The 21,236-nt window shown below is 71.6% G+C and carries 15 protein-coding genes and 3 pseudogenes; 7 read left to right on the top strand and 11 right to left on the bottom strand.

The genetic code is table 11. From position 1 onward, the window contains the following. Window positions 1-5 precede the first annotated feature (5 nt). Window positions 6-1,250: pseudogene (locus UK82_RS15645) on the bottom strand (MFS transporter); the annotation flags it as partial. Between the two features lie 145 nt (window positions 1,251-1,395). On the opposite strand from UK82_RS15645, the gene UK82_RS15640 reads away from it, so the two are divergent. The 3 genes from UK82_RS15640 (at window position 1,396) to UK82_RS15630 (ending at window position 4,998) form a co-directional block, all read left to right on the top strand. Further along, window positions 1,396-2,331 (top strand): LysR family transcriptional regulator, encoded by a 936-nt coding sequence (locus UK82_RS15640; protein ID WP_055407866.1) that lies wholly within the window; start codon window positions 1,396-1,398, stop codon window positions 2,329-2,331. An 826-nt stretch (window positions 2,332-3,157) separates the two neighbouring features. Next, window positions 3,158-3,661 carry an RNA polymerase sigma factor gene (locus UK82_RS15635; protein WP_236705981.1) on the top strand — a complete coding sequence of 168 codons (504 nt, stop codon included), beginning with the start codon at window positions 3,158-3,160 and terminating at the stop codon, window positions 3,659-3,661. Then, window positions 3,661-4,998, top strand: coding sequence for a CBS domain-containing protein (locus tag UK82_RS15630; RefSeq protein WP_055407864.1), 1,338 nt, complete (start codon window positions 3,661-3,663; stop codon window positions 4,996-4,998). The genes UK82_RS15635 and UK82_RS15630 overlap by 1 nt, the downstream gene beginning before the upstream one ends. A gap of 16 nt (window positions 4,999-5,014) precedes the next feature. Here the strand turns inward: UK82_RS15630 and UK82_RS15625 are convergent, their stop codons facing one another. Continuing rightward, a complete protein-coding gene (locus UK82_RS15625) occupies window positions 5,015-5,434 on the bottom strand; it encodes a helix-turn-helix domain-containing protein (protein ID WP_236705980.1) in 420 nt (139 codons plus the stop codon). Between the two features lie 122 nt (window positions 5,435-5,556). On the opposite strand from UK82_RS15625, the gene UK82_RS15620 reads away from it, so the two are divergent. Continuing rightward, a complete protein-coding gene (locus tag UK82_RS15620; RefSeq protein ID WP_044885911.1) occupies window positions 5,557-6,528 on the top strand; it encodes a zinc-binding dehydrogenase in 972 nt (323 codons plus the stop codon). A gap of 265 nt (window positions 6,529-6,793) precedes the next feature. Beyond that, entirely contained in the window at window positions 6,794-8,947 is a 2,154-nt protein-coding gene (locus UK82_RS15615) for a phosphatidylglycerol lysyltransferase domain-containing protein (RefSeq protein ID WP_055407862.1), read from the top strand. 45 nt (window positions 8,948-8,992) lie between these two features. Here the strand turns inward: UK82_RS15615 and UK82_RS15610 are convergent. Continuing rightward, window positions 8,993-9,717, bottom strand: a 725-nt coding sequence (locus UK82_RS15610) for a DUF2993 domain-containing protein (protein WP_255354301.1), incomplete at its 3' end; no start/stop codon positions are given. Window positions 9,718-10,075: 358 nt separating this feature from the next. Further along, a pseudogene (locus tag UK82_RS15605) lies at window positions 10,076-11,089 on the bottom strand (RNA-guided endonuclease InsQ/TnpB family protein). Window positions 11,090-11,346: 257 nt separating this feature from the next. Here UK82_RS15605 and UK82_RS15600 point away from each other — a divergent pair. After that, window positions 11,347-12,039, top strand: a complete 693-nt coding sequence (locus UK82_RS15600; protein WP_055407860.1) for a histidine phosphatase family protein — start codon at window positions 11,347-11,349, stop codon at window positions 12,037-12,039. A gap of 48 nt (window positions 12,040-12,087) precedes the next feature. Here UK82_RS15600 and UK82_RS15595 read toward each other — a convergent pair whose 3' ends face one another. The 5 genes and pseudogenes from UK82_RS15595 to sfnG form a co-directional block, all read right to left on the bottom strand. Further along, on the bottom strand, window positions 12,088-13,281 hold the full coding sequence (locus tag UK82_RS15595) for an LLM class flavin-dependent oxidoreductase (protein WP_044885908.1): 1,194 nt from the start codon (window positions 13,279-13,281) through the stop codon (window positions 12,088-12,090). Between the two features lie 54 nt (window positions 13,282-13,335). Continuing rightward, the gene (locus UK82_RS15590; protein WP_082121962.1) at window positions 13,336-14,586 is read right to left on the bottom strand and encodes an SfnB family sulfur acquisition oxidoreductase; all 1,251 of its coding nucleotides are present in this window, start codon (window positions 14,584-14,586) and stop codon (window positions 13,336-13,338) included. 65 nt (window positions 14,587-14,651) lie between these two features. Then, complete coding sequence (locus UK82_RS15585) at window positions 14,652-15,935, bottom strand: acyl-CoA dehydrogenase family protein (protein WP_052681160.1); 1,284 nt, start codon at window positions 15,933-15,935, stop codon at window positions 14,652-14,654. Between the two features lie 165 nt (window positions 15,936-16,100). After that, window positions 16,101-16,527, bottom strand: a pseudogene (locus tag UK82_RS38090) (LLM class flavin-dependent oxidoreductase); the annotation flags it as partial. A 1-nt stretch (window position 16,528) separates the two neighbouring features. After that, window positions 16,529-17,234: dimethylsulfone monooxygenase SfnG (gene sfnG, locus UK82_RS38085; RefSeq protein WP_236705979.1), on the bottom strand; the 706-nt coding region annotated here is incomplete at its 3' end. Between the two features lie 567 nt (window positions 17,235-17,801). Here sfnG and UK82_RS15575 point away from each other — a divergent pair. Further along, window positions 17,802-18,719 carry a LysR family transcriptional regulator gene (locus tag UK82_RS15575; protein ID WP_044885906.1) on the top strand — a complete coding sequence of 306 codons (918 nt, stop codon included), beginning with the start codon at window positions 17,802-17,804 and terminating at the stop codon, window positions 18,717-18,719. Between the two features lie 67 nt (window positions 18,720-18,786). Here the strand turns inward: UK82_RS15575 and UK82_RS31530 are convergent, their stop codons facing one another. Together UK82_RS31530 and UK82_RS15570 are read right to left on the bottom strand one after the other, a co-directional pair. Next, complete coding sequence (locus UK82_RS31530; RefSeq protein ID WP_083507209.1) at window positions 18,787-19,893, bottom strand: TIR domain-containing protein; 1,107 nt, start codon at window positions 19,891-19,893, stop codon at window positions 18,787-18,789. A 515-nt stretch (window positions 19,894-20,408) separates the two neighbouring features. Next, window positions 20,409-21,104, bottom strand: a complete 696-nt coding sequence (locus UK82_RS15570; RefSeq protein ID WP_152989909.1) for a M24 family metallopeptidase — start codon at window positions 21,102-21,104, stop codon at window positions 20,409-20,411. Window positions 21,105-21,236 lie beyond the last annotated feature (132 nt).

Here is a 21,236-nt window from a genome sequence, read left to right as displayed (position 1 = left end):
TTCGGCTGCGGGGTGAGGCTTCGCCGCGGCAGCATCAGGGGGGTCGCCAGGAGGAGCAGGCCGGCGGCCGCGATCGCGATCCGCGGGCTGGTGAGGCCGGCCAGCAGGCCCCACAGCGCCGTCAGGGTCGCGATGCCGGCCTTGCTGGTGACCGACCAGGCCGACAGCGTCCGGGCGACGCGCCCGGCATCGGTCTGCTCGAGCCGGTAGGTGGCGAACACGGGATTGAACACACCCATGCAGGTGACCAGGCCGAGTTGGACGGCGATGACGAGCACGATCCCGGCCGTGCCGGGGCGGATAAAGGCCAACCCGAGCGACCAGCACGCCCGCAGTGTGCCGGCGACGAGCAGGACCCGATGCCGTCCGTGCCGCACGACGAGGGGCCGGGCCAGGCGAGAGCCGACGAGCCCGCCCACGCAGGGCACCCCGAACGCCAGGCCGTACTGCCACGGCTCGAAGCCGAGGCGGCCGAGCATGAGAACGGCGACGAGCGGAGACGTCGCCATGATCAACCCATTGACCAGGACGGTGTTGACGAACAGGGGTCGCAGCGCCGGGTGGCTCAGGATGTGCCGCCACCCCTCGGTGAGGTCGCGAAGCCGGGCCCTCGGTGTGCCGGCCGGCGCGGAGCGCGGCTCGCTCCCACCGATCGCGCCGATCGCGCCGATCGCGCCAATGGCCCCGATCGCGCGGAGTCCCGCCGCCGAGAGCAGGTAGCTGATCGCGTCGGCCAGCACGGTCGTCACCGGTCCGAACAGTCCGATCGCGGCCCCACCGAGCGGCGGCCCGACGACGGTGGCGGTCCAGGTCGTCGACTCGAGCCGGGCGTTCGCGACGAGCAGGTCCTCACCCTGTAGGAGTGCTTTCACGTAGGCGCCGGCGGCAGCCGTGAAGGCGATGTCGGCGGCGGCAACCATGATCGACACCACGACGAGCTGGGCGAAGGTGAGCCAGCCGAGCGCGAACGCGACGGGGACGCTCAGCACCGCGACGAACCGGGTCAGGTCCATCGCCACCATCACCGGCCGCTTGCGGCGGAACTCGACCCAGGGGCCGAGCGGCACCGCCACCAGCGCCCCCGCCGCCGGCCCCGCCGCCGCGAGCACCGCCACCTCGGTCGGCCCGGCGTGCAGCACGAGGATCGCGATCAGGGGGAACGCGTCGAACGCCAGCCACGTGCCGAGGGTGCTGACCGCGTACGCGGCCCAGAGCCACCCGAAGCGCCATCTCGCAGACCGCCCCGCCACTACCACCCGCCCCAGCCCCCTTCCCGCCGCATCCGAACAACATCTCGTTGACCAGCAGGATCTAAGCGAGCAGGCGAAGGGCGATGCAAACAACCGCCGCGGCGGCGAGCCACAACCCCGGGTTGTGCGACTAACGTCGGGCGACGTGGATCTCGAGGCTGTGCGAGCGTTCGTCTCCGTCGCGGACACCGGTCAGTTCCAGCGCACCGCCGCCGAGCTAACGATCACTCAACAGGCGGTCTCCAAGCGCATCGCCAAGCTGGAAAGAGACCTCGGCGTGCGGCTGTTCACCCGCACCGCGCGTGGAGCTCAGCTCACGATCGACGGCCAGGCGTTTCTCCCGCACGCCCGCGAGCTGCTCCAGGTCGAACGGCGGGCGACGGATTCCGTGCGGCCCGGCCGACGCGCGCTGCGCATAGACGTGATCAACCGGCGGATCGCCCCGGCAGCCCTGCTCCGCGATTTCCACGGCGCCCACCCCGATCTCCACCTGGACGTCGTGGTCCTCGACGACTCCGGCGTCGACGCCGCCATCGCGGCCGTCCGAGCCGGAACGATCGACGCGTCGTTTCGGGCTGTCCCCCTCCCCGCCCGGCAGATGCCCGACGTCATCAAGGCGATCCGGGTCGTCGACGAACCCCACGAACTGCTCACCGGGCCGACCCACTCGCTGGCCGCAGCTCGCGCCGTCACGCCTGCCGACCTGGTCGGACACCGAATCTGGATACCCGGCATCCTCCCCGGGACAGAATGGGCCACGTATTACGACGACCTCGCCGCGGAGTTCGGACTCACCATCGATCCGGTCGGTCCCAATTTCGGCACCGAGCACCTTCTGGACGTCCTCGCCGACTCCGCGACCCTGGCCAGCCTCGTCGGCGAAAAGACCCGGCTGCTCTGGCCCACCCGCTACGATCTGCGCCGCATCCCGCTGCACGACCCGACACCGATCTACCCGCATTCCCTGATCTGGCATCGCGACAACCCTCACCCGGCGCTCGCCACACTCCACCATCACCTCCGCTCGATCCGACCCAGGCGGTGCCAAACCAGGATCTGGATGCCGGCGTGGGCAACTTGACAGAGGTGACATCGCATCCGGGTCCCAGCGCGGACTCTCCTGAAGCGTGAACGCGCTGGCGCCGTAGCGCGGGCCCAACCTTTCGGGGCCGGCGGGTCCTCTGTAGGAATGGAGCCGGTGGCGCCTTTGACCCCGCCGCAGGAACATGGCGCCCGTTCGGCTCCCGGGTTCTCGCGTCCGGACCGCCGCATGCCGGCATGGCGAGGCCCGGCATCCGTTCCCGCCTGGAGAGGTCTCGCCCATGGCAGCTGCCCACCCGGTCACCACCCCGCGTCCGCAGGAGCATCGAGTCCCGTCCACGGCCGCCGTTCCGGTCAGGCAGGTTCCGCCGCACCGGCCCGCTCGGCCCGCTCAGCCAGAACGGGCGGCTCGGCCAGAACGGCCAGAACGTCGCGGGCTCCGGCTGACGCGCCGGGTCGTCCGGTTCGTCGGCAGCGCCGTCGTCGCGGGAATCGCGGGCGCCTTCGCGGCCTATCCGGCCGGGTGCTTCTGGGAGTGGGTCGCGAATCTTCCTGGTTTGCCCATCTGACCAGTGCGTATGCCTGGCTCGGGCGCCGCGCCGGTGACCCGGGCCAGGCGTGGTTGGATGATCTGACTACGACGTCTCCGAATATTTCTTTCGACGCGGCCCAACCTTCTCCGCTCCGCGGTGCTCTGTGCAGGCAGTGGCACAACCGCGAAGCAGCGGGAACGGAGGCCCCAGCAGGATGACGACGACGCACGAACCCGGCGGCGACGCTTCGCCGCAGGCAGCCGGAGCGCCGCGGTGAGCGGCCTGCCCGAGCGATCTCGGGCCCTGTCCTTTCCGAGTGTGTGGCCGAGTGAGGTGGAGAAACTCTTCGACGACAACGCCGCCCGGCTTCGCGGGTATCTGCTCTCCGTCGGCTGCCCCGAACCCGACGTCGACGATGTCATCCAGGACAGCATCCTGATCGTGGCCCGCAGGTATGCGAGTCTCGACCGCCCGGAGATGGTCCGGACCTACTGGTACCGCATCGCCAGCCGCCTGGCGTGGAAGCTCCTGAAGGAGCGGCGCGACCGATCACTTCCCGGTGATCCGGCCGACTATCTTCAGGCACTCCCAGACCCGGTGGAAGGGGCGGTCGATCCGGACGGCCGGCAGGCCGCGCTCGCGCTCGTGCACCGCCTTCCACTGCGACAACGGCAGGTGCTCTGGCTGCGGGTCGTGGTGGGATTCAGCGAGGCCGAGACGGCGGAGGTGCTCCAGATCTCCGTCGGCACCGTGAAGTCGCAGTGCAGTGACGCCAAGAAGAACATGAAGAAGTTCGTGGAGAGCTCCGGGGAAACTCGGGAGGAGGGCACCATCTGATGGACGTCGAATCTCTGCTGAGGACCCTTGCCGACCCCGCAGAGCCGACCGGCGGGGATTCCGGGCGGACTTTCGCCGAGATCATGCAGGGTGCCGACGAGGACCCGCGGGAACGCCGCCGCATCCAGCGCCTCGCCGATCTCCTCGACGTCGAGGACGCCCTCTACGCCCAGGCACTCGAACATCTCGCGGCCGGCGACGACCATGCAGCCGAGCCACTGCTTCGCCTTGCCGCCGACGCCGGCGTCGGCGAGGCCGAGGACCACCTCGCCCGCCTCCTGGCGGACCGCGCTGCCGACGCTGTCACCGCCGAGGCCGGCTCCGACACCCCCCGGCCCGGCGGTACAGGCGGTACAGACGGTACAGGCGGGCAGTTCACCGCACCGGACCGGACCGAGCAGACCTCGGCCGCAGGCGGCCCGGACGATCTACTCCTCTCTGCCGGCCATCCGCGGCCAGAAAGGGAAGGCGCGCCGGAACTTCTGCCGGCATCCCGGTGGACGTCCTGGATCGAGGCGGCGCTGGCCGGACGGCTGGTCAACCCCGGCGGGGTGGAGCACTGTCCCGATGTCCGCGACGATCTCGGCCTGTGGTTCCGTTACTCTGCCGCGACGTTTCTTCCGGTCGATCTCCAAGGATTTTCTCTACTCCGGGTACGGGCATCCAGGGCACGCTCCTTCCGACCCCACGCGGACAGACCTTCCATGCACGTCGTTTGGGCGGAGGAGATGGCAGCCGTTGGGGCGGCATGTACGTTCGACTCCCGTTTTGTGCTGGTTCCGCCGGCCCGCGATCTCCAGCCGATCGATCAGCAGATCCGACGGATCGACCGCGTCAGTCGGCCCGCCGCGAGAACGGTCGCCGACGTCATGCGCAACGACGTCCCCGTTCCGGTGATCACCGCCGGAACGACCGTGCATGCGGCGCTAGAACGGATTTTCGCCGCCGAGGCCCACGTGGCCGCGGTGGAGGCGGGTTCCGAACTCGTCGGCGTCATCCGCCTGTCCGACCTCGCGCAGCGGCTCGCCGCCACGCAGGGCTCCCCGTCGATCGAGCGAATCACCGGCCTGATTCATCCGGCGGACTTCGTGCCTCCGGACGCCCCGCTCGACGCCGTCAGGCGCACCCTCGCCCGCGATCCTGGGGGAATCGTCGTCGTCCGCGGCCGGGATGGCCGCCGGCTCGGATACGTCACCGCCGAACTCCTGCTCACCAGCCCCGACCAGGACGACGGGCCCGCCAACCACACCCTCGACCAGCCGGGCACCGTCACGCCGATTCTTTTTCCGTCGCGTTCACTCCCGACGGGGATCGGTCGCCGCGCAACCGCCACGTGAGGCGGGCGTCAGCGCCTCATGGTCCGGTCGACACCGAGCCGCCCCCACCGACGACGCCCGTGCGTTCGGCGTAGCTGTTGCGGGCAGCAAGCAGGCTGGGCAGGTGTTCGTCGGCCCAGCGGCGGCCGGCCGCGATGAGGTCGAGAAGGCTACGGCCCAGCGACGTCAGCTCGTACTCGACCCGCGGGGGTACCTCCGCGTGGATGGTACGAGTGATCATGCCGTCGCGTTCGAGCGCCCGCAGGGTCTGGGTGAGCACCTTGGGGGTGGCGACGTGCATCGGCACGCGGAGCTCGGAGAATCGGCGGGGGCCCTGCTCCAGGCAGACGATGACCATGGCCGCCCATTTGTCGCCGATGCGGATCGGCATGGCGCCGCTGGGGCAGGCCGGGTGGAACATGTCCGGGCTCAGTGGTTCCATGCTCAGTGGTTCCATCGGTATCCTCGCGGTGTTCGACTATCTTTGCAGTAACCAGTGTTTCACGGGTTACCTTCGCGTCCGCGCCGCCCCGATCAGGCGGTGTCGGCGGCACACAGCCGGACGCGAGGAGATGAACAATGCAGGCCGTCCGCTTTCACGAGTATGGTCCACCCGAGGTCCTGCGGGTCGAGGAGATCGCCGATCCGCGGCCGGGTCCCGGCGAGATGCTCGTCCGGGTCACCGCCGCGGGGATCGGATTCGCTGACGTCCAGATCCGGGCCGGGCTGATGCGCGACGCACTGCCCGATCTGCCGCTGCCCTTCGCACCGGGGTTCGAGGTCGCGGGCACCGTTGTCGGCGTCGGCCATGGCGTCGACCCGGAGGCTGTCGGTCGCCACGTCGTCGGCGCGACGTCCCACGGTGGCTACGCGGAGCTCGCCGTGGTGCCCGCGGCCTCGGTGCTGCGGCGACCCGAGGCATTCGACGACCCGACGGCCCTCGCGCTGTTCGGGCAGGGCTCGACCGCGGTGGGTGTGGTGGCGGCGGCGGGCCTCGGCCCGGCGGACACGGTGCTGGTCGAGGCCGCGACGAGCGGTGTGGGCAGCCTGCTGGTGCAGTTGGCCGCCCGCGCGGGCGCACTGGTGATCGCCACCGCCCGGGGCGCACGGAAACTCGCGCTGGCCCGGGAGCTCGGCGCGGACGTCGCGATCGACCACGACACGCCGGACTGGCACCGGCGCGTCGGCGAGGCCGCGGACAGTGGCGTCTCGGTGGTGTTCGAATGCCTCGGCGGAGTGGCCTCGCGGGCGGCGTTCGACCTGTTGACGCCGGGGCACGGCCGGATGGTGATCTATGGGACGACCAGCGGGCAGCCACCGCGCCTCGACCCGCTCGCCGTGCACCACCGGGGGGTGTCGGTCATCGGCTTCGCCTCGCCTGCGCTGCCTGCGCACCGGCTCACCCAACTGCGGAAACAGGCGTTCACCCTGGGTGGCGGCGACGCGCTGCGGCCGATCATCGGCAGCGTTCTGCCGCTGTCGCAGGCGGCTGCCGCGCACCGGAACGCCGAGGATCGCACCACCGTCGGAAAGAGCATTCTCGTCCCCTGATAGCCCGCTCCTCGATATGCCCGACGGGAATCTGTCGGGCGGACGTTGGCGACGGTCGTCATGCGGCAGCGCGTTCGCCAGGCAACCCGGCTTTTCCGCGCATGTGCACAGCCGCGGCCCGCCGGCGGGACGACGATCCGTAGCCGCGCCCAAAAGTTGGCGAACCGCCGGACCGCCAGGTACGCCGGGGAGGTACCGTGCCGGCGGTCCCGGACCTCGCCCGGGCCGCCCATGACCCCGGTTCGTAGCTTGGAGCGCCTACCTCGTGACGCGTCGCAAGAATGGGACGGCGGCGACCGCCCCGACCGGCAGGCGCCTGCCCGGACCTGCCCTGATCGCGACGCTGACCGCCCTCGTCGGGCTCGTCGACGTCATCGGCGCGATCAGCCACCGGCCGACCCGGTGGACCTGGCTCGGCCGGCTGATCCCCGGGGTGGTGACGCAGGCCGCCACCGGCACCAGCGTGGGCGTAGGCCTGCTGCTCATCGGTCTGGCCCACGGTCTGCGCCGGCGCAAGCGCCGGGCCTGGCGCGCGGCGGTGGCGCTGTCCGGCGCGGCCGTGCTGCTGGACCTCGCCCGCGGCCTCGCGGTGGTTCCCGCGGCCATCGACCTCGTCCCGTTCGCCGTCCTGGTCGCCGCCCGGCGCCACTTCCCGGCCGCCGGTGACCCACGGACCAGGTGGCGGGCCCTCGGCGCTCTCGCCGCGCTGGGAACCGCGGACCTGATCGTCGGGCTCTCCGTCATCCGGTTCCGCCACGGCGGCGGCGGCCTCGCGGCGCGGCTGGAGCACGTGCTGGCGGGCCTCGTCGGGGTGACCGGACCGGTTCGGTTCGGTCCGGGCGACGGCGACCTTGTCGCGGCGGTCCTGCTCGCCCTCGGCGCGCTCACCGTCGCCGTCCCCGGCTACCTCGCGTTACGCCCGGCCGCCCCGGTCGCCGCGCTGACCGTGGCCGACGAGACCGCGCTGCGGGCGCTGCTGGCCCGCCACGGCGGACGGGACTCGCTGGGCTACGTGGCGCTGCGCCGCGACCGCAGCGTGCTGTGGTCGCCGTCGGGGAAGGCAGCGATCAGCTACCGGGTCGTCGGCGGGGTCGCGCTGGCCGCCGGCGACCCGATCGGCGATCCGGAGGCGTGGCCCGGGGTGATCCGTCCGTTCCTCGACCTCGCCGCCGCCCACGCCTGGGTTCCGGCGGTGCTCGGCTGCGGGCCGGACGGCGGGCGCGCCTACCAGCGGGCGGGCCTGCGGGTGCTGGAGCTCGGCGACGAGGCGGTCGTGCGGACCGCGGCGTTCAGCCTGGACGGGCGGGCGATGCGTGGCGTGCGGCAGGCGGTGGCGCGGGTCGAGCGCGCCGGCTACACCGCCCGGATCGACCGGGCCACGGAGCTGAATCCGGCCGAGCGGGCGGCGCTGGCGGACCGGGCGGCGGCCTGGCGTTCCTGCGGCACCGAACGCGGCTTCTCCATGGCGCTGGGTCGCGTCGGCGCGCCCGAGGACGCCGACTGCGTGATCGTCCGGGCGTTCCAGGGCGGCCGGCTGCGCGGCCTGCTGACCTTCCTGCCCTGGGGGCCGGGCGGCCTGTCCCTGGACGCCGTGCGCCGCGACCGGACCGCCGCGAACGGGCTGACCGAGTTCATGGTCGTGGCCCTGCTGCGCGAGGCCGACCGGCTGGGCGTCACCCGGGTGTCGCTGACCTTCGCCCCCTTCCGCGCCGCCCTGGCCCACGGGGAACGGCTGGGCGCGACCCCCGCACTGCGGCTGTGGCGCGGGTTGCTGCTCGCGGCGTCCCGCAGGTTCCGGATCGAGTCGATCTACCGCTTCAACGCCAAGTTCGACCCTGACTGGCAGCCCCGCTACGGCTGCTACCCGACCACCCGCGACCTTCCCCGCGTCCTGTTCGCCGCCCTGCGCGCCGAGGCCCTGCTCCCCCGGCCCTCGTTCCCCGGACGCCGCCCGCACCTGCCCTCCCCGACAGCCGACGTCAGCAGCACCGACACCAGCAGCACCGACGTCAGCAGCACCGACGTCAGCAGCACCACCGACGGGCGCGCCATCGACGGGCGCGAGGACCCCGGCGACGCGCGTGCCGCCGCGCCCGGCACCGCCCCGGGCGCGGGAGCGGAGACGGCCCAGCAGGCGCCGCAGGACTCGTCCGAACGGCCAGGATCCGAGCCCGCGGTGTCCGCGGGATCCGCGCGGGCGGAGTTGCCGGCGCGGTCCACCGGCCGCCGCCGGGAGGGAACTCACCCGACCGACGGTGGCCATTCCCGCGAGGGCCGACACAGCCAGGAGACCGATCAGGCCCACGATGGCGGCCATTCCCGTGACGGCGCCCGCCGCTCCCCACACCGGGCCACCCGACCGCGTTCCCCCCGACCGCGCCACGCCGAGGCCCCCGACCGTTCCCCCTTCAACACCTGACCGCGGTGGTCCGACTCGCCCAGGGGTCAGCTGCCGGTGGGGCGNCAGGGCTTCTGGTCGGCCGTCGAGACTTCGATGTTCGTCGCGGTCGCGGCGAGCGACAGACCCGTGGCGTCGGTCGAGGCGTTGGTGACGGTCAGGTTGAAGGGCAGGTCACCGACGGGAATCGGGATCTGCGGCACGTAGCTGCCGAGGTTGCCGAGCGGGAGCGTCAGGTTGAACAGTCCGCTCAGCGAGATCTCCGACGGCACCAGCGTGACCTTGTTGTCGTGGACGGCGAAGGTGGTCACGCCGCCGACCTGCTGGTCACCGAGCAGCGGGATGTTCGCGGTCGCGGTGATCTCCAGGCGGCGCCCACCGTCGACCGGGGTGATGTGCACCCGGCCGGGCTGGGTGCGGAGGAAGGCGTTCAGGTCGGCGTACGTCATGTGGACCGCCGCCCTCATGTCGTCGATGCGGATGGTGCCGTCGCCGCCGGTGGCGAGCCTGAAGATCGGGACGTGGACGCCGCGGACGTGTGCGCTGATCCGCTCGATGCGGGGGCCGGTCGTGGGCAGGCCGGTCATGGTCATGCCGACGTCGGAGAATGATCCGGTCAGCACCTGGGTGAGGAACGGGAAGCCGCCGATGCTGACGTCGGAAACCGTCGGCGGGGGGGTGTCACACGGCAGGTCGGCCAGGGCGCCGCTGCGGATCTGGCTGGCCATCTCCCGTTTCGCGAACGCGACGGCGACTCGGTCGGCGACGAGGAACTGCGCGACGAGCGCCACCAGGACGATGAACACGATCCCGGCACGGCGACCGGGGCGCCAGCGCCGGGTGGTGCGGGTCCGACGGGTCGCGGTGACTCGCTCCGGCGAGTCCAACGAGTCCGACGGTTGCGCCGGCAGGTCCGGCGACTCGTCGTCGGCTGCCGTCGCGACGGCTGTGCCCGCGTCGGGATACGCGACGGTGTAACCACCGGTCCGTGACCATTTTTCGCTCCACGGCCTGTCCACCGCATCGTTTCCCTGGTCGGCGTCGACCTCGACCTCCCGTGACCTGGCGGTGTTCCTCAGGCTACCGTCACCGGTGCGCGCGGCGGCCGATTGACATCCTCCTCGGCGTGAACGCGGGGGATTCCAACATCTACCCGTCCGCCAGGAGAGGAGGTGTGCAGTGTTGGGGTTCGCGGTTCGCAGGCCGCCTGTTGGCGTCGCCTCCCCGCGCAGTCACCCACGTGGTTGCCCACTGATGCCCCAGGACGCTGTTGCGTGCCGCGTTCACGTCCGCGTGCGCCTGCTGCCCGCAGCCCCGGCAGCGGCAGCGGCAGCGGCAGACGGCTTGACTCTCCCGCGCCGCCCGATCCCGGGTCCCGCAGGTGTTGCAGGTCTGCGACGTCCACGCAGGATTGATCTTCTCGACCCAGTCCTTACGCCGGTCGACCTCCCGGGCTTGCACCCGGGCGATCTGCCCGACCAACCGGGCCCGCCGCTTCGATCCCCGTCTGGCTCGGGCGAGGCGACGCTGCAACCGGACCAGTCGGGCCGCCTCACCGGGGCGCAGCCCGGGGCAGCGCAGCAACTCCCCGGTGCTCAACGCCGCCGACACCGCCACACCCCGGTCGACCCCGACGACCCCACCGGTCCCCGGGGCGCCAATCGGGTCGGGCACCGCGGCGAACGCGACATGCCAGCGACCCGCACGATCCCGCGTGATCCGGTAGGACCTGGCATCCGGAACGGTGCGGCTACGGCGAAACCTGACCCAGCCCACCTTGGGGATCCGCACCTGCGACCAGCGGCGGTTGACCTGCCGCACATCACCCGACCTGACCGCGACGATCCGGAACCCCTCACCCCGCCCGCGCCGACGCCACGTCGGCCGCCGATGCGAACCACCGAAAAAGTTCGCCCTCGCGGCGGCAAAATCCCGCAACGCCTGCTGCTACACGATCACACTCCCAGCAGCCAGCCAGTCACACGCGCCCCGCGCCGCGGTCAACTCCCGGTTCCACTCGGCGTAACCGGGAGCGGGGCCACACCGCGGGTTCCACCACGGCTGCTGCTCCACACACAGGTTCCACACGAACCGCGCATGCCCACAATGCACCAGAAGAGCCTCTTCCTGTGCCACGTCGGGATACAGCCGGAACCTCGACATCAACCGATCCCAACCCACCGGGACCGCGGAGAAGAAGGTCCTGAGATTCCCGGGCGACCCGCACCCCCACATCACCGAAACCATCAAAGAAGACGACTATTCCCCGAACAGGAAAATCATCCACCTGTCACAGGCCGCGTTCGCACAGCAGTTCACCTGATGGTGCATCGCCTATCCCTACCCCGCTCTGCGGGTGCGGGTGCGGGGAGCCGGATTCCTCCCCGGCCTGAAGGCCGGGGCATCCTCCGGAATTCTCGGTGACAGGTGGCGCAACCTTGCGGCTGGCGCTGGTGAGCGCGGCACCGACGTCGGCGCTGCGGGCCGCCCGATTCCCGGTCGACGAGGACCTCGACCCCGATGGCCGGCGCCGCGCCGCGCTCGCGGCCCAGGCCGTGGCGGGCGGCGTGCTGCCCGGCCGGGCGCGGGTGCTCACCGACGGTTCCGCCCGCGCCCGGCAGACCGCTCAGGCGCTAGCCCTTCCCGGCGCCGACCCGCCCGCGGACGTCGACGGGAGCGGGACCGTGCCCGCAGCGGGCATCGAAGCCGCGCTGCGGGACCTGGACGTGGGTGACTGGCGGGGCCGCGGGCTGGACGAGGTGCCCCTGGACAGCCTGCGGCGGTGGCATGAGGACCCGGCGATGACGCCGCCGGGCGGCGAGTCGCGGCTGGACCTGCTCGACCGGGTCGGTGGCTGGCTCGCGCGGTTGGGCGGCGAACCGGGGAATGTCACTGCGGGCAATGTCACTGCGGGAAATGTCATCACGGGCAATGTCATCGCGGTGACCCATCCGGCGGTGGTCCGCGCGGCGCTGCTCCTCGTGCTGCGCTGCCCGCCGGAGGTGTTCTGGCGCATCGACGTCGCCCCGCTGACCGCCACCCTGCTGCACCGTCGCGTCCCCGCCGAACCCGCCGCCGGCTGGACTCTCACCCAGGCCTGCCGTCCCCTCTGACCGTGCCCGGAGCGGCCCGCGCCGGCCGGGCGTGAGGACCGGTGGCGATCAGTGGGCGGCGGCGGGGAGGAAGGGGCGGTTACCGGTGTCGGCGGAGGCAATGGACGCGGGAGCCGGTGCCGCAGCGGGAGCGAACAGGCCGGCGCGGGCGAGCTGCGGCAGGACGCCCTCGCCGAACCAGTACAGCTCCTCCAGATGGGGATAGCCGGAGAAGACGAACTCGTCGATGCCCAGCGCGGCGTACTCGGCGATCCGTTCGGCCACCTCAGCGTGGCTGCCGACCAGCGCGGTGCCCGCGCCGCCGCGCACCAGCCCGACTCCGGCCCACAGGTTCGGGGCGATCTCCAGGGCACGCGGGTCGCGCCAGCTTCCGTCGGCGCGGTGGCGGGCGTGTAGGGCCAGCATCCGCGACTGGCCGATGGATTCGCTGCGGGCCAGGCTGGCCTGCGCGGCGGTGACGACGTCCTCGCCGAGGGCGTCGAGCAGGCGGCGGGCCTCCCGCCAGGCGTCCTCGGCACTGTCGCGGGTGATGACGTGCAGCCGGATGCCGAAGCGGAGGGTGCGGCCGCGCTCCGCGGCGAGCCGTCGGATCCAGGCGATCTTCTCGGTGACGGCGGCCAGCGGCTCGCCCCAGGTCAGGTACACGTCCGCGTGGGTCGCGGCGACGGGGCCGGCTGCGGACGAGGAACCGCCGAAGTACAGCGGCGGGACGGGGTCGGGCAGGGTGGGCAGTCGGGCGGCCTCGACGTCGAGGTGGGTGCCGCGGTGGGTGACGGTCTCCCCCGCCCACAGCCGGCGCACGACGGCGAGGAACTCGTCGCAGCGGGCGTAGCGGGCCTCCTTGTCGAGAGGATCGCCGTAGGCGCGCTGCTCGTGGGCCTCCCCGCCGGTCACGACGTTGAGCAGCAACCGGCCGGGGGCGTGCGCGCTGAACGTGGCGGCCATCTGGGCGGCGAGCGTCGGACTCAGCAGGCCCGGCCGGAACGCGATGAGGAACGCCAGCCGCTCGGACTCGCGGGCCAGCATCGCCGTCGTCAGCCAGGCGTCCTGACACCACGCCCCGGTCGGGGTGAGCGCGCCGGCGAACCCGAACTCCTCGGCGGCGCGCGCGATCGACGACAGGTAGCCGATGGTGGACCGCCGGTCGCCGGCCGCGACCCCCGCGGGCAGTCCGTGACCCCCGCCGACGATGAAGCGCGAGTCGCCGTAGGTGGGCAGGAACCAGTGCAGCCGCAGCGTCATGTGCGGACACCTCCAGGGATCGCGAGTCCGGCGGGGGCACGCCGGGCGGGGCGTTCAGAGCTGGCCGTGGCGGGGCGGCGGGGTGCCGGACAGCAGCCAGCGGCCGATGTGCTGGACCTTCCAGCGGCTCGGGTCGTGCAGGGTGTGGGTACGACCGTCGCGCCAGTGGCGGGCGAGGTTCAGCGCGCCGGCGGCCGCACGGGTGCCGCCGAGCTCGAACAGCTCCGACGCGGCGCGCACCGCGGCCCGGGCGCCGGCGACCTTGGCCACGGCGGTGGCGACGGACGCCCGCGCGGTGGCCTCGTCGGTCGGGTCGAGCTCGGCGGCGTCGATGGCCGCCGCCGCCTCGCGCAGCAGCGCCTCCGCCGCTCGCACCTCGATCTCCAGCTCACCGGCCTGCTGGACGAGCAGCGGATCGTCGGCGGCCCGCGCCGCGCCGCTTTCGAACCACGGCCGGGCCGTGGCGACCTGCGCGACGGCGGCGTCGAGCGCGCCGCGGGCGATGCCGGTGTCCAGCGCGGCGTGCAGGACCTGCGCGCGGGCACCGTACGTCGTCGGCCCGTCGAACAGCGACGAGAACGGGACGACCTGGCGGGCCTCGACCGCCACCTCGTCGAGACGGACGGTGCCGCTGGCCGTGGTGCGCTGGCCCAGGCCGTCCCAGTCGTCGACGACCTGCACGCCAGCGGCGTCCCGGGGAAGGTAGGCCAGCACCTTGACCGGCGAGCCGTCGGGGCGCGCCGGGGTGTCGGCGAGGACCGCGCGCACAACCAGCCAGTGGGCGAACAGTGCGCCGGTGCAGTAGAACTTCTCCCCGGTGAGCAGGTAGCCGCCGGCGGGGCCGCGGCGCAGCGTGGTGGCGTCGTCGGCGATGGTCCGCCCGCCGCGCTCGGTCTGCGCGTTGGCGAAGCGCCGTCCGGCAAGCGCCTGGGCGAAGTAGAAGGCCTGCTGGTGGGTGTCACCCTGGCGGCGCAGGGCGTCGAGGAAGACGAAGTGGCTGTGCGGGATCTGGGCGAGGCTCGCGTCGGCGGTGGCGAGCAGCCGGAACACCTCGGCCAGCGTCGCCACCGCCACGTCCGCGCCGCCGAAACGGGCCGGCACGGTGATGCCGAGCAGCCCCGAGCTGGACAGCTCCTCGACCTCGACGGCGGGCAGCCGCCGCTCGGCGTCCCGCGTGGCGGCGCCCGCCGCGAACCGTGCCGCGAGCGAGCCCGCGACCTCGACCGCCTCGGCGTCCGAACGCAGCACCGCGGCTGGACGGTCGACGGCCGGCGCGGTCGCGGCGGCGGACGGACGATCGGACACGTCGGCACTCCTGAGGTCGAGGGGCAGCCCTGAGGTCGAGGGGCAGCCCTGGACGGTCGGACCGGTCAGCGGTAGAGCGAGAACTCCGGGGCGCGGCGGTTGAGCGTCCAGTCGCCGACCTCGCGCGCCTTGTAGGCCACCGGGTCGTGGACGGTGTGGGTGCGCAGGTTGCGCCAGTGCCGGTCGAAGCCGTAGGCGCTGGTCGTCGCCCGCGAGCCCTGGATCTCGAACAGCCGGCTCGCCGCCGCCAGCGACACCTTCGTCGTCAGGTACTTCGCCTCGTAGACGGCGATCGCCGCCTCGGCCCGTTCGTCCGCGGTCAGCTCCGGGCCGACGTTCAGGGCGTCCTGCAACGCCGCACCCGCCCGGTCGGCCAGCAGGGCGGCGGCACGGATCTCACTGCGCAGCTCCCCGACGGTCTGCAGGATGTAGGCGTCGTCGGTGGCCCGCTCGACGCCGGCGGTCTCCCACGGCGCGGCGTGCAGGCGGGTCCAGTCGAGTGCCTCCTCCAGCGCGCCCTCGGCGGTGCCGATGTAGAAGTTGACGAACGCGAGCTGCCAGTGCGGCGTGACCAGCGTCTGGTAGGGCGACAGGGTGCGGCCGGTGAGCGGGTCGTCGCCGAGCAGCTCGGCGCGTTCGATGCGGGCGTTGTCGAACACGACGCCGCCGGAGTCGGTGAGCCGCTGGCCGATGTTGTCCCAGTCCTGCAGGGCCTGGAAGCCCTCACGCCCGGCGGGCAGCGAGACGAACACGAGCTCGCCGTCGAGCGCGGCGGTGACGGACAACTGGTCGCCGAGGCTCGCCCCCGAGGCGAACGAACGCCGGCCGGTCAGCCGGAAGGCGTCGCCGTCGCGGGTCAGCACCAGGTCGGAGCCGCCGCGCGGGTTCTGCACGCCGCCCCAGAACAGCTTCTCGGCGCCGTTGCGCCGCGACTGGGCGTCGGCCTGCTCCGGCGTGCCGAACAGCGGAGCGATGCGGGTCTGGGCGTAGTGGTAGCCGAGCAGGTGGGCGATGGACGTGTCGCCGCGGGCGATGCGGCGAGTGAGCTGGGAGGCCTGGGCGTAGTCAAGGCCGTCGCCGCCGTAGGCGACGGGCTCCTGGACGGCGAGCAGGTCGTGGCGGCGCAGCAGTTCGACCTCGGCGCGCGGGGTGCGGTTGGCGCGGTCACGCTCCGCGGCGGTCGCGCGCAGTTCGGCGGCGACGAGATCGGCACGGGCCAGCGCCGCGGTGAAACGCGCCGCGTTGTCGTCGGCGGTCGTGGCGGCGGTCGTCGTGGTGGCGGTCGCGGTGGCGGCGGTCGCGGTCGTGGCTGCGGTTGGGGACGGTCGCCGGTCGGCGTCAAGAGACATGCAGGGCTCCTCGATGAGGGAGATGGACACGTACGTGGTGGTGCGCGTGCACCCCGGAGGCGGAGGCTGGTCACGGACACTGGGCGCTGCCCGTGCGGCGGTAGTCGACGTGGCGCCGCCGGACCAACCGCCGGTGGGCCGCGTGCGGGCGGTCGGCGGGCATCGTCAGGAGGCTCCCCGGACCAGCTCGCCGCGTTCGGCGGCGTCGGCCTCCAGCTCCCGCACGAGCGGCAGGATGCGGCGGCCGAAGTACTCGACGTCCTCCAGGTAGTGCAGGAAACCGAGCAGCAGCAGGTCGACGCCGCGGCGGCGGTAGGCGACGATGCGCTCGGCGATCTGCTCGGGCGTGCCGACGAGGCCGGTGCGGAAGCCGTCGTTGTACTGGACCAGGTCGGCGAACTCCGAGTCCTGCCACATGCCCTTGCCGTCCGAGGTGGACCGGCCTGCCTGCTTCACCGCGGAACCGAAGCCCTCGACGGCCTCCCGGTCCGCCTTGGCGATGATCTCGCGGAGCACCTCGCGGGCCTCGGTCTCGGTGTCGCGGGCGATGAGGAATCCGTTGAGGCCGAACCGGACGCGCCGGCCGTGGCGGNCCGCCTCGGCGCCGACCTCGGCGATCTGCTCGCTGACGCCGTCGAGGTCGCGGCCGTTGCTGAAGTACCAGTCCGACACCCGGCCCGCCATCGCCCGCGCGGCGGTGGAGTTGCCGCCCTGGAAGATCTCCGGATGCGGCCGGTCGAGGGCCGCCACCGGCTTGGGCTTGAGGTCGAAGTCGTGCAGGCGGTAGAAGTCACCACGGAACTCGGCGTGGTCGTCGGTCCAGATCTCGCGCAGGTAGCGGATGAACTCCTCGCTGCGCCGGTACCGCTCGTCATGCTCCAGCCAGGGCTCGCCGAGCTTGGTGAACTCGTCCTTGAACCAGCCGCTGACGACGTTGACGGCGGCCCGGCCGCCGGAGAGCTGGTCGGCGGTGGCGATGAACTTGGCCAGCACACCCGGATGCCACAGCCCCGGGTGAATCGCGGCGATCACCTTCAGCCGCTCGGTCGCCAGCAGCAACGCCAGGCTGAAGCCGGTCGACTCGTGCTGGTAGGCGGCGCCGTAGGACGCGATGTAGCGGACCTGGCTGAGCGCGTAGTCGAACCCGTTGTTCTCGGCGAGCACGGCGAGGCGCCGGTTGTAGTCGTAACTCCAGTCGGTGCGCTGCTCGATCCTGCTGACCACCAGGCCGCCGCTGACGTTCGGCACCCAGTAGGCGAACTTGATCGGCTCGTGACCGACGTCGACGTCATCTGACATCGGGTAGTACCTCCATGGCGACAGAACGAACAGACGGCAGGACGAATACGAATGACGGCGAGTCCCAGTGCTGCTGAAACGCAGAGTCCCAGGACGGCGTTACCCCAACACGGTGATCTCGCCACGGCGCAACACTGGCGGCACCGCGAAATACCAGCGGTACGGCGCAATACCAGCGGTACGGCGCAATGCCGGTGGTACGGGAATGCGGAGCACGGGAATGCTGGCACTACGCAGAATGCAGCGGCCCCGGAGAAGGGCGAGCCGGCGAGGCCGGCGCGGTGTTACTGACCCGACCGCGGCCGGTGCCGGTGCCGTCGGTCAGGCGGCGGGGCGGGCCCCACATCGTCCGGACCGGCAACAGGGCTCGGCCCGGCGACAGGCACGCCGGGCCAGGGTGGCACGACCAGCGCCCGCATCGACGGACGGCCGGTGCTGCCCGGCGATCCCTATAATGCCCATCGACATGGTGACCAGTCTGACCGCGCCGTCCGGACCGGTCAATCAGGGCTCGGCGAGGGTGCGATAGGGCGGCCCTTGCACCGTCCGGGCAGGAAGGCTGCTGCGGTGCGGATCGAACAGCTCGAGTGCCTCGCCGCGGTCGTCCGCCTCGGGTCGATGCGGGCCGCGAGCGAGGCGTTGCACCTGTCCCAGCCGGCGCTGAGTGAAACCATCCGCAACCTGGAACGCGAGCTCGGCCTGACCCTGCTCGACCGCCGCCGCACCGGCGCGACGATCAGCGCGACCGGCGGCGAGCTGCTGCCCTACATCACCGACGTGTTGGAGTCGGTTGACCGGCTGCGCGCCGCCGCCGACGACCAGCATCGCTCCAGCCGCATGATCCGGATCGGGACGGTGAACGCCGCCACGGTGCCGTTGCTCGCCCCCGCCCTGATCGAGTTCCGCGCCGCCCAGCCGAACACCCAGGTCGAGGTCGTCAACACCCAGCAGGCCGACATCCACCGGCTGCTGCTCGACGGCGGGCTCGATCTCGGCCTGGTCAACCTGATGGACGGCGACGACGTCGCCCCCGACCTGGAGACCGCCGAGCTGTTCCGCGGCCGCGCCGTGCTGTGCTGCCGAACCGACAGCCCGCTGGCGCGCCACACCAGCATCCGACCGGCGCAGTTGCTGTCCGAGCCGTTCATCGCGATGCGCTCGGGCTACCTGATGCACCGCTATGTGCACCGGCTGTTCCGCGACGCCAACCCGGCGCTGTCCTATTCGACCGACGGCGCGGAGATGGGCAAGCTCATGGTCGCCCAGGGCCTGGGCGTGACCGTCCTGCCCGACTACAGCATCGCGGGCGACCCGTTGGAACGCGCCGGCCTGATCACCTATCGCCCGCTCGAGACCGACGACGCCACGGTCATCCTCGTCGTCCAACGCCGCCGGACCCGCCACCTGCCCGCCGCGGTACGCCGTCTGCAGACCATCCTGCTCACCCAGGCCGCCCAGTACCGAGCCGACCGCCAGGCCGGCTGACCATAAAGCGGCCTTCCTCCGAGCCCCCAGCCGTCCGACGCCTGATCGAGCAGGACCCCTGCCTGTATCAGCTATGGTCAGGCTGGCCGTCTTGATCCTTCTCACCCTTGATCGCCCACAGCCGCACCGTACTATCGTCACTGGCGGTGGCAAGAGTCCGTCCGTCTGGCGAAAACGCCACCGACAACACTCCGTCGGTGTGACCGGTGAGAAGAGCACCGAGCCTGCGCGGGCGACTCAGGTCGGCAACATCCCAAAGCGCAACACACCTATCGTCGCTGGCGGAAGCCAGAGTCCGCCCATCCGGCGCAAATGCCACCGACCACACACCACCGGAGTGGCCAAAGAGGGGCTTTCCCAAAGAACGTGGCCGAGTCGGATCAGCCACATCCCACAGCCGCACCGTCTCATCTTGGCTGGCAGACGCCAGAGTCCGGCCGTCCGGCGCAAACGCCACCGACGACACCCAATCAGTATGGCCAAAGAGAGGATCACCAAGGGCACGCGCTTGACTCGGGTCAGCCACATCCCACAGTCTCACCATCTCATCTCTACTGGCGGTGGCTAATGTTCTCCCGTCCGGCGCAAACGCCACCGACCACACTCCTCCGACATGGCCGGCAAGAGGTCTAAAGATCAGCCTTGGCATAGACTCTTGCGCAACCGAAAGTGGGTCAGGAAAAGATGGTGGCGCGTTCGACACATCACGCCGCGGGAAGGCAGGCTCGGTATCCGGTTTCACCCGACCTTTCAACGAAGCGTTTACAGCCGCAAGAAAACGTAGCCGGGCCACGTCGGCAGGAAGATCGAACAAGTCGATCGACACAACCGTCGCCAGCGTACCCGGACGATCACAGTCGTCGATCCTGACGGGCAGCAACTTCCGGATAAGTCCTTCCGGATCGGCGGCGCGCGCAGCCCTCCACTCCTCGCCTCCATAGACCGACGCAAGATAAGACTCCGAGAGGACCGCGATCGTCCGCGTCGCGCGAGTGACACCCTGTTCCATCTTGACTCGCCAGTCGGATCCAGGTACGAAGTCCCACGCCTGAATCAGCACTCGGTAGTCTGCGGCCTCCAACTGCCAGGCCATCCACTCTGCCCACCGCCGATCAGCAGCGGTGTAGGAGATAAAGAAGTCCCACCCAACCGTGCCGTCATCAACCCCCGACATAACGCAACATCTTCTACCGGATTTGCCGACAGTGGTGCATCACGTCGGATATCGGCGTGGCGTGCGGCGCGTGCGGCACGGTGGCCACCGAGACCGGCACGCGGGGCTAGTAGAAGGCAGGCTCTCGATGCATGAGTACCTTCGGCATGCGCCGCGCCGATCCGAAGGAGATGTCCGCCGCGCCGACAGATAGGGGGAGCCGGATCCGATCCATCGGCACCACCGGCCGCTTGCGGGGGATCCCCGACCGCGGGCCGAACAGCACCGCTCTCCCCCGCGGCCCCAACGACAAACAGGTAAGATCGGCGCGGAGCGCGGAGCGTCGGCTCCGACAGCAAGATCAGAGTTGGAGCGAGGTACTGTCTCGCGAAATACTAAGATTGCAAGAGTGGGAGCGAGAGCCCGACAAGTTGGTGCGGTTCCACGGACACCATGATCGCCGAGGTTCGGATCAGGCGGGACGCTCGGTGTGCGGCTCGTAATCGACTTGCAGCCACTCGGGCTACGGAGCGGCGTCAGCGGTGGCCGACGTCGAGGAGTTCCTCGTGGAAGCCGCCGAAACCGGCGGCACGGTCGACGAGGTGGATCTCCAGGATCCAGTGGCAGGGCCGGCCGTCGACGTCGACCCGCCGCATCGGCTGGTCGCTACCGGGGGTGACGTAGTAGTCGATCTTGTTGCCGGGGATGCGGGCGTGCGGGAACTCGCCGATGAGGTGGCCGGCGAGCGGGCCGCCGTAGGCCCAGCCGGCGTCGGCGGCGAGCTGGCTGACGGCGGCGTACAGCTCGGCGCCGGTGATGTCCGGGCGGGCCTCGAAGTACCGGCGGCCGGCATCGAAGATCCGCGGTAGGTCGGCGAGCAGCCGGTGCTTGACCGGGTCGTCGCCGAGGACGAAGGTGCGGCCGAAGTCGGCCTCCCAGCCGTCGAAGACCGGCCCGAAGTCGCAGAAGACGATGTCGTCGGCGCCGATCGGCCGGTCGGGCGGGTTGTCGGCGTAGGGGTACAGGGTGTTCGGGCCGGCCCGGACGATCCGTTTGTGCCAGTGCCGCTCGACGCCGAACATCTCGTGGGCGAGGTCGCAGATCTGGTCACTGACCTCACGTTCCCCGCGGCCGGGGGTGATCAGGCCCCGCACGGCAACCTCGTCGAACAGCTCCGCCGCGCGGGCCTGCGCGGCGAGCAGGTGGGCCACCCGGTCAGCTTCGAGATCCACGATGGCCCATCGTACGGACGCCGTGGCACCGGCGCCCCAAGTCTCACATGGAGCTGGCAGCCGAGGTGCGCGCGACGTTACCGCCGCCGCCGGCGCGCGCGATGCCCGCGAAACGGGTCGTTCCTACAGTCG

Source organism: Frankia sp. ACN1ag (assembly GCF_001414035.1).
Taxonomy (GTDB): domain Bacteria; phylum Actinomycetota; class Actinomycetes; order Frankiales; family Frankiaceae; genus Frankia; species Frankia torreyi.
Note: the sequence above shows the minus strand (reverse complement) of the source record. Positions and strands in the feature narration are given on the sequence as shown.